15 protein-coding genes are annotated in these 14,665 nt (G+C 64.6%); 1 reads left to right on the top strand and 14 read right to left on the bottom strand.

Annotated features, from left to right (window positions below):
- Positions 1 to 23 precede the first annotated feature (23 nt).
- A complete protein-coding gene (locus tag C8E00_RS06360; RefSeq protein ID WP_133695841.1) occupies positions 24 to 1,193 on the bottom strand; it encodes an MFS transporter in 1,170 nt (389 codons plus the stop codon).
- Between the two features lie 100 nt (positions 1,194 to 1,293).
- On the opposite strand from C8E00_RS06360, the gene C8E00_RS06355 reads away from it, so the two are divergent.
- Complete coding sequence (locus C8E00_RS06355) at positions 1,294 to 2,052, top strand: DeoR/GlpR family DNA-binding transcription regulator (protein WP_040239511.1); 759 nt, start codon at positions 1,294 to 1,296, stop codon at positions 2,050 to 2,052.
- 142 nt (positions 2,053 to 2,194) lie between these two features.
- Here C8E00_RS06355 and C8E00_RS06350 read toward each other — a convergent pair whose 3' ends face one another.
- The 13 genes from C8E00_RS06350 to tmpA form a co-directional block, all read right to left on the bottom strand.
- Positions 2,195 to 3,055, bottom strand: coding sequence for a nucleotidyl transferase AbiEii/AbiGii toxin family protein (locus C8E00_RS06350; protein WP_166638263.1), 861 nt, complete (start codon positions 3,053 to 3,055; stop codon positions 2,195 to 2,197).
- Complete coding sequence (locus C8E00_RS06345) at positions 3,018 to 4,043, bottom strand: type IV toxin-antitoxin system AbiEi family antitoxin (protein ID WP_133695836.1); 1,026 nt, start codon at positions 4,041 to 4,043, stop codon at positions 3,018 to 3,020. Before C8E00_RS06345 ends, C8E00_RS06350 begins: the two co-directional genes overlap by 38 nt.
- Before the next feature lie 74 nt (positions 4,044 to 4,117).
- A complete protein-coding gene (locus C8E00_RS06340; protein ID WP_133695833.1) occupies positions 4,118 to 4,741 on the bottom strand; it encodes a nucleotidyltransferase family protein in 624 nt (207 codons plus the stop codon).
- Positions 4,731 to 5,702 (bottom strand): XdhC family protein, encoded by a 972-nt coding sequence (locus C8E00_RS06335; protein WP_133695830.1) that lies wholly within the window; start codon positions 5,700 to 5,702, stop codon positions 4,731 to 4,733. The genes C8E00_RS06340 and C8E00_RS06335 overlap by 11 nt, the downstream gene beginning before the upstream one ends.
- Positions 5,703 to 5,837: 135 nt before the next feature.
- Positions 5,838 to 6,569, bottom strand: coding sequence for an ABC transporter permease (locus tag C8E00_RS06330; RefSeq protein ID WP_133695828.1), 732 nt, complete (start codon positions 6,567 to 6,569; stop codon positions 5,838 to 5,840).
- Between the two features lie 13 nt (positions 6,570 to 6,582).
- A complete protein-coding gene (locus C8E00_RS06325) occupies positions 6,583 to 7,287 on the bottom strand; it encodes an ABC transporter permease (protein WP_133695825.1) in 705 nt (234 codons plus the stop codon).
- 66 nt (positions 7,288 to 7,353) lie between these two features.
- A complete protein-coding gene (locus tag C8E00_RS06320) occupies positions 7,354 to 8,142 on the bottom strand; it encodes a transporter substrate-binding domain-containing protein (protein ID WP_243833123.1) in 789 nt (262 codons plus the stop codon).
- 76 nt (positions 8,143 to 8,218) lie between these two features.
- A complete protein-coding gene (locus C8E00_RS06315; protein WP_133695823.1) occupies positions 8,219 to 8,986 on the bottom strand; it encodes an ABC transporter ATP-binding protein in 768 nt (255 codons plus the stop codon).
- 62 nt (positions 8,987 to 9,048) lie between these two features.
- Complete coding sequence (locus tag C8E00_RS06310; RefSeq protein WP_133695821.1) at positions 9,049 to 10,239, bottom strand: pyridoxal phosphate-dependent aminotransferase; 1,191 nt, start codon at positions 10,237 to 10,239, stop codon at positions 9,049 to 9,051.
- 30 nt (positions 10,240 to 10,269) lie between these two features.
- Complete coding sequence (locus C8E00_RS06305; RefSeq protein WP_133695819.1) at positions 10,270 to 11,208, bottom strand: ABC transporter substrate-binding protein; 939 nt, start codon at positions 11,206 to 11,208, stop codon at positions 10,270 to 10,272.
- Positions 11,209 to 11,234: 26 nt separating this feature from the next.
- Complete coding sequence (locus C8E00_RS06300; RefSeq protein WP_133695816.1) at positions 11,235 to 12,827, bottom strand: 5-guanidino-2-oxopentanoate decarboxylase; 1,593 nt, start codon at positions 12,825 to 12,827, stop codon at positions 11,235 to 11,237.
- Positions 12,824 to 13,402, bottom strand: coding sequence for an HD domain-containing protein (locus C8E00_RS06295; protein WP_133695814.1), 579 nt, complete (start codon positions 13,400 to 13,402; stop codon positions 12,824 to 12,826). The genes C8E00_RS06300 and C8E00_RS06295 overlap by 4 nt, the downstream gene beginning before the upstream one ends.
- A complete protein-coding gene (tmpA, locus tag C8E00_RS06290; RefSeq protein ID WP_166638262.1) occupies positions 13,399 to 14,562 on the bottom strand; it encodes a 2-trimethylaminoethylphosphonate dioxygenase in 1,164 nt (387 codons plus the stop codon). The genes C8E00_RS06295 and tmpA overlap by 4 nt, the downstream gene beginning before the upstream one ends.
- Positions 14,563 to 14,665: the final 103 nt, after the last annotated feature.

Genomic DNA, 14,665 nt, shown 5'->3' with positions numbered 1-14,665 from the left:
AATATGGCTGGCTAGTATTGTGGTTACTTGCGGGCAGATTGATAGTCCGCTTCCTTTGGAGGAAAAACGAACTGGCTGGTAAGAGCGATGACTCCAATCGTTATTACCAGCACCATCAGAGCGAGGGGCAGCGTCAGGAAGTGGGTCAGGCCGCCGATGAAGGCTGGCCCCAGTAGGAATCCCGTATAGCCGAATGTAGCCGCCATGGCGATGCCCTGAGAAGTCTTCGCTGTAACCTGCCCTGCCATGCTAAAAGTCATCGGTACCACGTTGCTCATGCCCTGCCCGGTCAGTAGGAAACAGATGCAAGCCGTGCCAAGCGATGGTGCCCACAATACATAGGCCATGGCCAGACCGGCGATGAGAGCACCAAGCGATCCCACCCTCAGCCGACCATAACGCGTCACCGCCCGGTCGCCGCCAAGCCGGCCGACCGACATGCCGGCGGAGAAGGCGAAGAAGCCGATGGCGAAGCCGCTTTCCAGTACGCCTTGTAGGTAAATGCTGCTCCAGTCGGCGATGGCGCCTTCGGTGAACAGGGCGCAGAACGCCAGCAGGCACAGCCCGGCGAGTCGGGGATCTAGCTGCCGCCGTTTGCCGCAAGATGACGAGCACTCGTTGGCCAGCGGCGCCGGTGGCTGGTAGGCGCCTGACGAGGCGGCCAGCGATACGGCGACGAAGAGGGCGGCGATCGATAGCACTATGACTGGACCGAAACCGAAACCAGTGAGCACACCGGCCAACGCAGCGCCGGCGGCCCCACCAATACTCCAGGCGGCATGGAAGGACGACATTATCGGGCGATCATAGCGGTTTTCGATCAAGCTACCGCGGGTGTTCATAGCGACATCAAGGGCGCCGTTGGTGGCCCCCAGCAGGATCAGCGTGATCACCAACGTACCGATGTCCCGGGCTAGGCAGGGCAGGAACAAGGCCACAGCGAAGGCCAGCCCCAGAACTCCGCAGACCCGGTTAATCGGCCAGCGGTCACTCATGCGGGCTCCTACCCGCATCCCCAGTAGGGCGGCTGCCGCGAAACCAAACAGAGCCAGTCCCAAGACGGCTTCTGAGATCCCGACAATCAGCCTTACCGGGGCGATTTCTATCGACCAGACGCCAATGCCAAAGCCGTTGCTGAGAAACGTTAGCGTGTTACGAAAGCGCATCTGATGCAGGTGGGCTTCGGTGGCCATGGTATCTCTCCGGAGCGTTGCCAGTTGATATTGTTTTCGTATTTTGCACGAACGTGCAAAATAGCGCATTATCAGGCAAAATATATTCGACGAGGGTCTTATGCTAAAGGCTGAACGACATGCCTATCTCCTCCAACAGCTGAGTAAACACGGTCGGTTGAGTGCTATCGATGAGGCTGAGCAGCTGGGTATTTCCGAGGATACCTTGCGTCGGGACCTGCGCGAATTGGACGCTGCAGGAAGTTTGCAGCGTGTGCATGGTGGTGCAATTCCCAAGCCACCTGTTCCTGCAAGCTACGCTGAACGTCGAGGATGCGATCAGGCTCGAAAGTCGTCTCTTGCGCGTGTTGCGGCATCGCTCGTGAGTGATGGGGAAGTATTTTTCCTTGACGGGGGGACGACTGCCCTATGTATTGCTGAATCACTGCCTGTGAATCTTAGAGCTACCATCGTCACTAATGCGCCGGCCATCGCTGCGGCGCTCACAGACCATCCCGGGGTGGACGTATACATGGCTGGTGGCGCGGTGGCTAAGCGATCTGCCGTCACTATCGGGGCCGAAGCTACGGACTTTCTGCGTCGTTTCCGGGCCAGCCTGAGCTTCATTGGTGTTTGTGCTTTGTCGGCGGATACTGGTCTGACTATCCCTTTTCCGGAGGAATCGAGTACCAAGCGAGTGATGATCGAACAAGCGACGCGGGTCGTCGCGTTGGCCAGCAACGATAAGCTGGATATTGCCTATCCGTACATTGTGGCGCCGACGACAGCCATCACTGACTTGGTGACAGACTGTGCGGCCACGGAAGACCGACTTGCTCCCTATAAGCTGCGTGGAATCGTGATCCATCGCGGTGCTTGAGAGAAATTAGTATGTTGGATCCCGGCTCGGCGGGAGCCTGATGTCGATTCCGTCGCGTGACTGAGTTGGTCGCTTCGGGCGCGGCAGAGCCTGTCGTGGGGTGTGGTTCTGAGCCAGGCGAGGCGATATGGGGGGTTAGGAATTATTGGCCGCCCTCGAGCCCACGTTTGAACATGGTTAGCCAGTGTAGGCACTCGTCGACGCTTTCTGGGATGCCAAGGCTCATGTCGGTCGCCAGGTCTTCGAGAGTGAGACGGGGAAGGCTGTCGTTTAGCAACGCCGAGACGTGTGCGAGCGTATCGGGCGCGGCAATCAGGCGAGCCCGCTCACCGAGTAGCTGCATGGCGGTAAGGGTGATGTCGTAGCCATTTTCCTCTAGTACTGCTGCCCACTTGCCTTCATAAAGCGTCCCCCTGTCCCAGTCCACACGACTGTAATGCTGGAAGAGATAGGCAATGTCCGCGGCATCCTTGCGACGGGTATCGGGTATGCGTTCCGTCCAGGCGACGAGCTTCAATAGCGCTTGGCTCTCTAGATTGGCTACTTTGATCTTGAGTGATGCTTGGTCGGTCAGGTGAACGCGATAGGCTGTGTTGCAGGCTTCTTCGAAACCCATCACCGACATCTCGATCACACCTTCGGGTGGCCAGCCGATGTTGACGTCCTCGTCAGTGACGCCACCAAAGGGGATGATATCGACGACGCAGCCGTTGAGAGATCGCAATTCATGTGGGGCGCGTCCTTGCTGATAACCTCTGTCGAGCAGAGCCGCGTGGATCCGTCGAAACTCTTCCCAACCCTGCACGTAGATGGCGAAGTCGATATCGGCGGTGGCACGACGTACTGGTGCCCCGTAATGGTGATGAAGGATGAGATCCCGAGCTTTGGCGCCGATCAAGACGTAATCGATGCCGAACTGCTTGGCCAGAGCACTGACATCGTTCAGCGCGGTATGAGCCACCTCATCAATAGGCGCTGAAATGGTCAGCGAGATAGCGTTCATCCAGAATCCTTGCGATTTCGGCATTGCGGGGATCGCCACTGCGGATCAAGTCCGCATAGGCGAGCAAAGGGTGGGCCATGGCGAGCTCTTCGTCGTCTGCCCTCCAAAAGCGTTCCATGATTCGAACATTGGCTTCGACACCTGCTGGGGGCTTCCTCAACCGATATTGTTGCATCAGCTGGGGTAGATTTTCTCTGGGCAGAAAGAGTGTGGCCACTTGCGGCGTCAAGTGACCACTGAAAAAGGCTCCGGCAATTTCCCCGCCCCATGCCGCGGCGAAACGATCTATGTCGCGCTCTCCCCACCAATCAGCGGTCTCGCCGTGGAATTCGCCGATCAGTATCTTGGGGGCGAGTTTTTCGCAGTAGCCGACGACCCAGCGCTCCATGAGCTTTCTTGGTTCGATGATCTTGCGTCTGCTACGACCCATCGTCGCCACTAAGCCCCCGGCTTCGAGTGCCTGGAGGACGTTGGCGACGGTGCCATGAGAAACGCCCGTTCGCTCGGCGATTGCGCGCACCGAGGCGTTCATCAGATCGGGAACGATCAGCAGATGATAGACAACGATGAGACCTTGGCGTTGAAAGGCTCGCTGGGCTGCATGCGATTCTTCCTCCCTTGCGAATATCGCTGGGCGATTGTTACCTCGAATCAAAATCTTAAAGTCAGGCCGGTCAATGAAGGCATTGCCAGCCGTATCGATGAATTGGATGCCTTGGGCTTGCAGCTTCTTGGCAGCGCTGGCGTTGAGGTAGTCGGCGATCAGGAGGCGACCGGGGTTGCCAGCTAAGTGGTATGAAAGCGCCGGTATCAGGTGAGCCGCCCAGCGTTTTACCTCGCCGGGGAAGTGCTGGCCACCCAGTTCGACATTGAGGCCCTCTTCTTGTGGGCCGTTTGGGACGGAGCTGAGTGAGGCGCTCAGCCCTGTTTCGCGTTGGAAGGCGGCAATGGCCGCTTCTGCGATCTCCCACTCCAATGAAGTTGTCATTTTGTCCAATAATCTGCGATGTCTATTAATAATGTACGCTTGTAAAAATTGGACAGCAAGACGCTTATTATTGGTTAATACGGCACTTGGGCGTCAGTGTTGCGAATCTCGAACTGCAGGTCAGCGGGCGTATCGACGTCCAGCAGAATGCCGGGATCATCGACCTCGATCGTCCGGCAGCGTTCGGGGTGCTGGCGGATAAGTCGCCGCGCCCCGGCGTCGCCGTCCAGGCGTGTGAGTGCTGGCCAGAACGCGCGCCCGAATAGCACCGGGTGGCCGGGATGACTGGCGTGACAGGGGCGTAGGATGTGTGCGGTGTCGGCGGCGTGCTGCAAGCGCCGCAGCGTGTCGACGCGAATGGCGGGCATGTCGCCGAGCAGTATCGCGGCCGCCTGAACCTCGGCGAGTGACGGGTCCCCGGCGAGCGTCGCGAAGGCCTCGGCCAGGCTGGTACCCAGTCCGCGGTCGGCGTGTGCGACACCGATCACGGATGCGTGCTCGGCCAGGCCGAGAGGTGCTGGCGTCTCGGTGTCGCGCAGCACCACGCGACAGTGAGTGAAGGCCTCGACCGCACGCGCGAAGGAGGCATTCAGCAGCGTCTCGCCCCCCGCCAGCAGGGCGCGGCGCTTGTCCTGCTCGCCGAAACGCCGCGAGCTTCCGGCGGCCATGATCACGGCGACCACGCGCTTACAGGGCATCGCGTGCCTTGCCGCGTCGCACGCGCACGATATCGGCCATGACCGCCAGCGCGATTTCGGCGGGTGTCTTGCTCCCGAGAGCCAAGCCGATGGGCATGTGCAGACGGGCGATCTCTTCCTCGCTGAGCCCGCCGGTGCGTGCCAGGCGCTCGGCACGGGCCGTCGAGGTGCGTTGCGAGCCCATGACCCCGATGTAGAACGCCGGCGTGCGCACGGCCTCGACCATGGTCAGGTCATCCAGGCGCGGGTCGTGGGTCAGGGCGACGATGGCCGTCGCCGCGTGGCTCGCGCCCGAGGCAATGAAGGCGCTGGGCAGCTCGCGTCGCGTGCGTACCTCGGGAAGCGCCACGTCTTCCCATGCCTCTTCGCGCGGGTCGCAGACGATGACCTCGAAGCCCAGCGAGCGCGCGAATTCAGCGCAGGCGATCGAGACCGGCGAGAGACCGGCCACGATCAAGCGCGCCACCGGCCCCAGGCGCATTTGGGCTTGGCGCTCATCAAGCGTTAGCCGCGGACCTTCGTTGTCGTCATTGGCAAGCGTTGCGAACCCAGTGGCGAGATCGACCTCGCGAATGGCCGGGCGCTGCCCACGCAGAACGTCGTACAAGGCCTCGAGATGCGAGACATTTTCACGCGTCGGTGGCAGTCGCTCGATCAGGACATCGAGAATGCCATCGCAGGGCAGCGTCACCGACGGTCCGTCGGCATGCCCGTCGCCGTAGCGCAGCGTGGTGATCGGCGCCCCGAAGGCGCCCTGGGTCAGGCGCTCGAGGAAATCCTCCTCGATGCAACCGCCCGACAAGGAACCTGCATGGCGGCCGTCCCCGCGCGCGACGAACAGCGAGCCCGGCTCGCGGGGCGACGAGCCGAACGTCGCCAGCACCGTGCACAGCCAGACCGTTTCACCGTCGCGGGCCCATTCGAGCGCTCGCTCGATGACCTGCAAATCCAAGTGTTGCATGCTCAAGACGCTCACTCATACCTGTGTTGTCATGCCCGCCAGGTGGTCGTTGACGCTCGCCCTGGCGCTACCTGGTATTCATTTCACGGACCTACTATACCGCGCATCACGTGCCTTGTGGGGGATCGTCTTAGGCTAGCCGGGCAGCAGGCGTCGGCGCTTGGGCGCGGCGGGGCGCGCGCCGGGAAAACGCTGCTCGATGAGGCGCATCACGCTGGTGAGCACCAGGGTCAGGGCGAGATAGATCCCGGCGATGAGCAGCAGTGGCTCGTACACCAGGAAGGTTTCGTCGCGGACCATGTTGGCGGCCTTGAGCAGATCCATCAGCGCGATGGTCGAGACCAGCGGCACCGACTTGAGCAGCAGGATCAGCTCGCCGGTCAGGGTGGGCAGGCACATCTGGATGGCGCGCGGCAGCCACAGCCGATAGAGAATCTGCCAACGGTTCAGGCCGAAGGCGCGTCCCGCGGCCAGCTCCCCCTCGGGTACGCTCAAGAGCGCGCCGCGCAGGACCTCGCCCGTGTAGGCGCCGACGCTCAGCGTGAAGGTCAAAGCGCCGTAGAAGAACGGGTCCCGCAGTAGCGGCCAGATCAAGCTCTCGCGCACGCCGGGAATTTCCGGCAACAAACGCCCGACCCCGTCGTAGAAAAAGAACAGTTGCACGAGCAAGGGCGTGCCACGTATCACCGTGGTTACACCGGTGACCAGCATGGCCAGCGGACGGGGGCCGCGCAGACGGGTCACGGCAAACACCACCGCCAGCGCGAAACCGCAGACGGCCGACGCGGCGACCAGCCACAAGGTGTTGACGAAGCCGGTCCACAGGGCCTTTTGATAGAACGGATCGCTCAACCAGGAAAAGTCCATGTCTGGGTGCTCCTTAGGTGCTGGGCTGGCCGCGCCGGACGTAGCGCTCCGCGCGGGCGAACAAGGCATTGGAGCCCAGCGTCATGACCAGGTAAAGCGCCCCGGCGAGGGCGTAGAACAGGGCATAGTCGCGGGTGCTGGCGGCCGCCTGCTGGGCGGTGAAGAACAGTTCCTCGAAACCGATCACGCTGATCAACGCGGTGTCCTTGACCAGGATCAGCCACAGGTTGGACATCCCGGGCAGGGCGTTGGGCAGCATGCCGGGCAGCACGATGCGGTAAAAGCGGGTCGAGCGCGAAAAGCCGTAGGCATCGGCGGCTTCAAGCTGCCCGCGCGGTATCGCCTGGATGGCACCGCGGAAGACTTCGGTCATGTAGGCACCCTGCACGAAGGCGAGCACGCCCACGGCGGTGACGAAACCGCTGATCTCGATGTGCATGTCGCCGCCGAGTTCGGCGAGCAGAGCGTTGAGCGCCTGGCTGCCGGCGTAATACAGCAGGATGATCAACAGCAGTTCGGGAATGGCGCGCACCAGGGTGGAGTACACCGTCCCCAGGGCACGCAGGGGGCGCCAGGGGCTGAGTCGGGCCGTGGCGCCGACGAGCCCCAGGCCGAGCCCGATGGCATAAGCCAGCAAGGCGATTTCCAGGGTTACCAGGGCACCTTGCAGGATCGGGCCGAGCCATTCCAGCAGGCCATCGCTATGATCGCTTGGCATAGTCGAATCTCGCAGTGTCTGAACGGGGCCGGCCGGGCAGGCCCGGCCGGAGGGTCGCGAGGCGGATCAACTGCCGCAGATGTCGGTACCGAAGTACTGCTGGGAGAGCTCGGTGCAGCGGCCGTTGTCGAGCACGCGGGCGATCGCGGTGTTGAGTTTCTTGCGCAGGACATCGTCGTCCTGACGCAGACCAATGCCCACGCCGTCGCCGAAGGCATCGTCACGCGGTGCGATGGCGCGAATCTCGAAGTCCTGCGCTGAATCGCGCTCGACGAATTCCGTCATGGCAACTTTGTCGGCGAGAATGACATCCACACGTCCGGCGAGCAGGTCACGGTTGGCTTGTTCCTGACGGTCGTAGACGTTGAGCTCGACCCCGGTATCGGCCAGCGAGCGACGTGCGAAGGTGGCGTTGGTGGTCGACCCTTGAACCCCCAGGATCTTGCCATCCAGATCCTCGGGGATTTGCATGTCGTTGGCCTTGGCGGTGACGTATGCCGAGGGCGTGAAGTAGTACGGATCGCTGAAGGCGATGACCCGCTTGCGCTTCTCGGTGATCGACAGCGAATTCATGATCATGTCGATCTTGCCGCTATTGAGGGCAGGGAAGATCCCGCTCCAGCCCGTCGGGGTGATTTCACAGGCGGCGTCCATCTGCGCGCAGATCGCCTGGCCCAGCTCGACTTCGAAGCCGGTCCAGCTGCCGTCGGCATCCTTGTAGGTGAACGGCGGGTAGGGCTCCGCGGAGATGCCGATCTTGAGCGGTTCATCCGCCATCGCCGAGGTGGCGCTCAGGGCCAGCAAGGCAATGCCCGTGGCCTGCATCAGGGTCGCTTTCAGTTGCTTGATCATCATGGTTCCCCATCGTTGTTGTATCGGGCCGGTGCGGCCCGGGATGATATGGCGCCCTGGGGGGCGCCACGTGAAAGGCTCAGGCCACGCTCGAGACGAACTGGCGGCAGCGCTCGCTGGTTGCGTTCTCGAAGACATCATGCGGCGTGCCGATTTCCTCGACGCAGCCCTGGTGCAGGAACGCCACCTGGTGCGAGACGTCGCGTGCGAAGCCCATCTCGTGGGTGACCAGCAGCATGGTGCGGCCTTCCTCGGCGAGGCTCTGGATGACCGCGAGCACGTCGCCGACCAGTTCCGGGTCGAGCGCCGAGGTAGGTTCGTCGAACAGCAGTACGCGCGGCTCCATGGCCAGGGCCCGGGCGATGGCCACGCGCTGCTGTTGTCCGCCGGAGAGGTAGGCGGGGTACTGATCGCGCTTGTCGGCCATGCCCACGCGTGCCAGGTAATGGTCGGCGAGGGATGTGGCGTCGCGCCTGCTCAGGCCGCGCACGCGCATGGGCGCCTCGATCACGTTGCCGAGCACGCTCAAGTGTGGCCATAGATTGAATTGCTGAAAGACCATGCTGACCTGCGTGCGCAGGCGTTGCAGCTGGCGCCGGTCGGGCCGGTGGTGGCGAGCGTGCGAGAAGGCCAGCGACTCGCCGGCGATGGTCAGGTCGCCGCTGTCGGGCGTCTCGAGAAGGTTCATGCAGCGCAGCAAGGTGCTCTTGCCGGAACCGCTGGAGCCGATGATCGAGGCCACGTGGCCCTCGCGCACGTCGAGCGAGACGTCCTTGATGACTTCCAGCTCGGCGTAGCGCTTGACCAGGTGGCGGGCCTCGATGGCCAGGTTATCGTGATTAGCCATACCCCTCCTGCAGTGAGTGGAAAGATAGCGGCCCGGGCATCGTCACCGGGCCGCGCGTGCGGTCATGCCTCGGCCGTCGTGCGGCACGCGGCGGCGCAGCGTGCCAGGCGCCGGCAGGCCTCGCGCAGGCGGTCGGCATCCACCGTCAAGCTCAAGCGCACGAAGCCGGACGCCGACGGGCCGAAGGCATCCCCCGCGAGTACCGAGACGCCCTGGGTATCGAGCAAGCGGTCGGCGAAGGCCTGTGCCGACAGCCCGGTGCGGCGAATGTCGACCATCATGAACATGCCGGCCGCGGGACGCAGCGCCTCGACGGTCTCGTCGTCGGCGAGGGCCTCGAGCACGCTGTCGCGGCGCATCCGGTAGGTGCGACGCATCTCGTCGAGCGCTGCAGGCGGGTGGGCCAGGGCTTCGCAGGCGGCCTCCTGGATGAAGTCGGGGCTGCCGTAGAGCATGCACAGCGCCAGGTGGGTCAGGTGCTGGATCAAGGGCTCGGGCCCGATCACCCAGCCCAGACGCCAGCCGGTCATGGCGTGCGACTTGGACAGGCTATTGACGATGGCGGTGCGCTCACGCATGCCCGCGAGGCTATCCGGCGAGAGATGTTCGCCATCGTGGATCAACTCGGCATAGACTTCGTCGGAGAGCAGCCACAGATCGTGCTCGCGGCACAATGCGGCCAGTGCCGCCCAGTGGTCGCGGCTCAGCACCTGACCGGTGGGGTTGTGCGGACTGTTGAGCAGCAATGCACGGGTGCGCGGCGTGACCGCGGCGGCGAACTCCGCAGGGTCGGGCTGGAACGCATTCGCCGCACGCAACGGCACGCGCACCAGGGTCGCCCCCGCGGCCTGCAGAGCCGCCTCGTAGGTGACGTACATCGGCTCGGGCACGATCACCTCGTCGCCGGGGTCGAGCACGCACTGTGCCACTGCATACAGGCCGCACTGCGCACCGGCCATGACCGCGACATTGTCGGCCCGGGTCTCCGGCGCGCCGCCGGTTTGGCGGTGCCGACGCGCGATCAACTCGCGCAGCCGCGCCTTGCCCTGTACGTCGGCATAGTGCGTGGCGCCGGCGCGCAGGCTGTCGACCGCGCTGTCGACGATCGGCGTCGGCGTGGCGAAATCCGGATCGCCCACCGAGAGGATGATGACGTCGTCGCCCTCGGCCTGACGCGCCAGGGCCCGGTAGTGGATGTCCCAGGCGGCGGCGCCTTCACCGGCGATGCGCTGGGTCAGTCGGGAATAGTGCATGCAGTGTCCTCGTTAGCGTCGTCGGTGCGGTTATAGGCTAGCCTTGATCGCTTCCAGGCCCGGTTCGCCGTCACGCGTGGTGACGCCTTCCAGAAAGTCGGCCAGTTCATCGGGGTGCGCTTGCAGCCATTCGCGGGCCACCGTCTCGAGCTCGCGCTCTGCCAGGCCGTATTCGCGAATGAAGTCGCTTTGTTGCTCGGCGCTCAGCACGAATTGGTCGAGCAGGCGCATGAGGTTGGGGTTGGCCTCGCTGAAGGGCTTGGCGACGATGGTGCGCACATCGCTGCGGCCCTGGTTCTCGCCATAGATGCCTGCAGGGTCGTCGAGGATATGCATGTCGAATTCCGGCACCATCCAGTGCGGCGTCCAGCCGTAGAAGGCGACCCAGCGCTTCTCGTCGTAGGCGCTGCGCACGGCGCTGAGCATGCCGGGAGTCGAGGACTCCAGCAGCTCCCAGTCGCCCAGGCCGTAGGTGTCGTGGCGCTTGGCGGCATGGATGAAGTCGCTGACCGTCGAGCCGGTCTCGATGGAATAGTAACGCCCCCCGAAACGCTTACGATTCTCGGGATCGTCGAGCTGCTCGGCACTGGTCACGCCGGCATCGAAGACGTAACCGGGGACCGCGAAGCCCATGCGCGCGCCGGTGACGTTGTTGCCCAGATCGACGATGGTGCCGTCGTCCATCGCGGCGTCGTAGCTGCTCTGCTGAGCAGGAAGCCAGCCGGCGAGGAAGACGTCGCTGTCGCCGGTTTGCAAGGTCGTGTAGCCCACCGTGCTGCTGAGCGCCTGGCGCTCGCTGCTGTAGCCCAGTGGCTCGAGGATTTGCGCCATGATCTCGGTCTTGACCGTGACCCCGGGCCACGGCGGAGTGACGAAGGAGACCTGGGTGGCGTCGTCGGTGGCAAAGGCGTGGGCCGCCAGGGGCAGCAGGGCAAGGGCGGCCATCAGTCGCGTGGTGGTGCGTCGCATGATGTCTCCTGGTGGATACGATGAATTCAAGCGGACCATCTGTCGGCCTCGACGTCGATCAGGGTCGGCCCAGGGGCCTGTCGCGAGGCCTGCAGAGCCTGGTGCAGCGCGGCACGCGTCGAGACGCGCACGCCGTAACAGTCGAGCGACTTGGCCAGCGTCACGAAGTCCGGCGCGGCAAGATCGACGCCGAGACGTGGCACGTCCTGGGCGTCCATGTAGCGGCGGATCTCGCCATAGCCGGCGTTGTTCCAGATCACGATCGCCAGAGGCACACCGGCCTCGCGCGCGGTGGCGATTTCAGCGAGGGTGAACATCAGCCCGCCGTCGCCGACCAGCGCGATCACCGGCCGCTCGGGCACGCCCAGGGCCGCGCCCAGGGCAGCGGGCAGGCCGTAGCCGAGCGTGCCGTAGCCGGTGGCGGCATTGAACCAGCGGCGTGGCGCGGGCATCTCGGCGATGAAGTTGCCGGCATACACCGGTCCGGTGGAGTCGCCGACGATGGTGGCGTCGGGCAATGCCTCGCGCAGGGTGTCGAGAAAGTCGGCATAGGGCGCGACATCGTCGGCGTCGCGCAGTGCCAGCGCCGCCCGGGTGTCGGCGACGCGGGCGGCGCCCTCGCGCGCGGCCTGAGGGGGCAGGCGTTCGAGCAATCCCAGGGCCGCTTCGCCGGTGTCGGCCAGCAGGGCGAGGTCGGTGGCGTGGTTGCGCGCCAGTTGCTGGGCATCGATGTCCACGCGGATCAGCCGGCCATCGAGCCGGAAGCCGCCATCGAAGGTCAGGTCGTAGTCAGTCTCACCGAGTTCGGTGCCCAGTGCCAGTACCACATCGGCGTGGCGGGCGAGTTTACGGCCGGCGGGCAGGCTCGCGCAGGCGCCGAGGTCGAGCGGATGCCCGCATCCCAGCACGCCCTTGGCGTTGATGGTGGTCATGGCGGGAGCGTCGAGGCGTTCGACCAGGGTGCGTACCGCGTCGCCGGCAGCGACGCAGCCCCCCCCCAGCAGCACCAGCGGACGTTCGGCGTCGGCGAGCCAGTCGGCGGCCCAGGCCAGGGCGGCATCGGGGGCCGTCGGCGGAAAGACCTCGGCGATGCGCGGCCGGTGCTCGGGCGCGGGCAAGGCCATCACGTCGAGCGGGATTTCGATGTGCACGGGGCCGGGGCGGGCGCTCTTGAAGACGGCAAAGGCGCGTCCCAGCACCTCGGGCAGGGCCTCGGGCGTCTGCAGGGTATGGCTGAACACGCTGACCCCGGACAGGGTGCGTTGCTGATCGGGCAGTTCGTGCAGGCGGCCCTGGCCACGACCCAGGGTGTCGCGCCGATTGACGCTGGAAATCACCAGCATGGGCACCGAGTCGGCGAGTGCCTGGCCCATGGCGGTGGCGATGTTGGTCATGCCCGGACCGCTGATGATGAAGCAGGCGGCCGGCTTGCCGGTCGCGCGGGCGTAACCGTCGGCCATGAAGCCGGCCCCTTGCTCGTGGCGCGGGGTCACGTGGCGCAGACCGCTGTCGGGCAGACCGCGATACAGCTCGACGGTATGCACGCCGGGGATGCCGAAGACGGTCTCGATGCCGTGAGCGACGAGCAGCTCGAGAAGGCGATGGGCGCACTGGGTCATGCCGGGTCCTCGACGCTGGTGGTTTCGCCGAATGGCGGGCGTGACATGACACGCTCGACCATGGGGATGAAGTCCTCGAGAGGCCGCGTGGGGTAGTCGGGGTCGAAGGCGCACTGGTCCCACTCGTCGCAGAAGCGCACGGTGCGCGCGTAGGCAGGGTGATCGCGATAGGCCTCGCGCGCATGGGGATCCATGCCGTAGAAGGCGCGGTAGTGATAGCCCTGGAACAGTTCGTGATGGCGAATCATCCACACATTGAGCGGATCGATGAAGGGTTCGAGGATCGCCGCGGCGATTTCCGCATGATTGGCGGGCGCCAGGTCGTCGCCGATGTCGTGGAGCAGGGCGCAGACCACGGTCTCCTCGTCGGCGCCCGCTTCCAGCGCGCGGGTGGCGGTTTGCAGGCAATGTTCGTAACGGTCGATGGGATAGCCGTGGGTATCGCCCTTGAGGCGCAGCAGGTGCTCGAGCACGCGTCGGCTGGCATCGTTCTGGTAGTGCTGGAAATGCGCGTCGATCAATGCCCAGTCGGCGCGGGTGCTTTCATCGAAACGGGTGAAGGTCGCCTGGTTCATGGGGTGACTCCTTGAGCGGTATGCGATGCGCCAGGCCGCGCGTTTCCGGCGAGCTGGGCGCCGAGCACGCGGCGCCGGCTGGCGGTACTGTCGCGATCCACATAGCCCTGGCGCAGGTGACGCACGCCCCCCTCGAGCTGGTACGCGGTGCGGCCGTGCAGCAGCCGATAGTTGTCCATGATCAGCATGTCGCCCGGCCCGAGCTTGAGGTGCACGGTCAATGCCTCGTCGGTGATCAGACGATAGAACCGCTGACGCGCGGCGTAGTAACGCTCGAGCAGCGCCGCGTCGTGGGCCGCGATGCGCTCGGTGCGATTGGAGTAGCGCACGCGCGCCAGACGTCCTCGGCTGTCGAGTTCGATCAGCGGTCCCTCGCTTTCCAGGTCGGTGGTGGCGTCGGTGTAGCGGAAGCGTGGCGAGAGACGCGTCAGACATGCGAAGTCCTCGGGCGCCTCGACCTTGAGACGCTGCGCCGCCATGAAGCCATCGGTGAGTGTGCTGTCGCCCCCGGCGGCGGCGTTGCTCAGGCAGTGCAGCCAGATATAGCCGGGGATCGGGTCGCGATAGGGGTTGTCGGTATGCGGCTCGAGGCCGCGTTGCGTCATGGTGAGGTCAAACGCGTTGGCCAGCGACTTGACGTCGGCGATGCCGCCCCAGTTGGTGCGGCGCAACGGGCCGATACGGTCGATCAACGGCTGCATGCCGTCTGCCTCGCAGGGCACGCCGCTGACCTTGACGAAGCCGTAGCAGTGCAGATCCTCGAGCATGGCCAGCAGGGCACCGTCGTCCTCGAGCGCCGCCGCGAAGGTCGCCTGGGGCAGCGCGTCGAGGCCGGCATCCCACAGGCGCAGACCGGGCTCGACCTCGGCGCGATCGGCGTCGGTGTCGAGGAGCAGGTCATTCAGGGCATAGGCCGTGGCGTGACCGTCGCTGAAGCGTACGTGCAGCGTGTCTGCCTCGCAGCTTGCGGTCTCGGCGCGCAACGTCAGGGGCAGTTGTGCGGCCTCGATCAGGCGCTGTCCGGTGCGGGTGTCGAGCGTGGTGTCGTCCGGCGCCCGCTCGCGGAGCCAGAGGGCGGCGAATTCGCGCCGCTGACCGGCGGCATGCAGGATCAGGCGGCGCCCCTCGTCCTTGAGTTCGACGTCGGCGGAAATGGACATGAACGGTGCTCTCCACTGCTGGCATGGATTCGTAACCGCTTGGCTCGCGGGCCAAGACATTTCCCTACCCTAGGCGGGTTGCAAGCAGGGTATTTGCACTAAA

Origin of the sequence: Chromohalobacter marismortui, from assembly GCF_004364315.1 — a bacterium.
Classification (GTDB): Bacteria; Pseudomonadota; Gammaproteobacteria; order Pseudomonadales; family Halomonadaceae; genus Chromohalobacter; species Chromohalobacter marismortui.
This window is presented reverse-complemented; position numbering and strand designations above follow the sequence as displayed.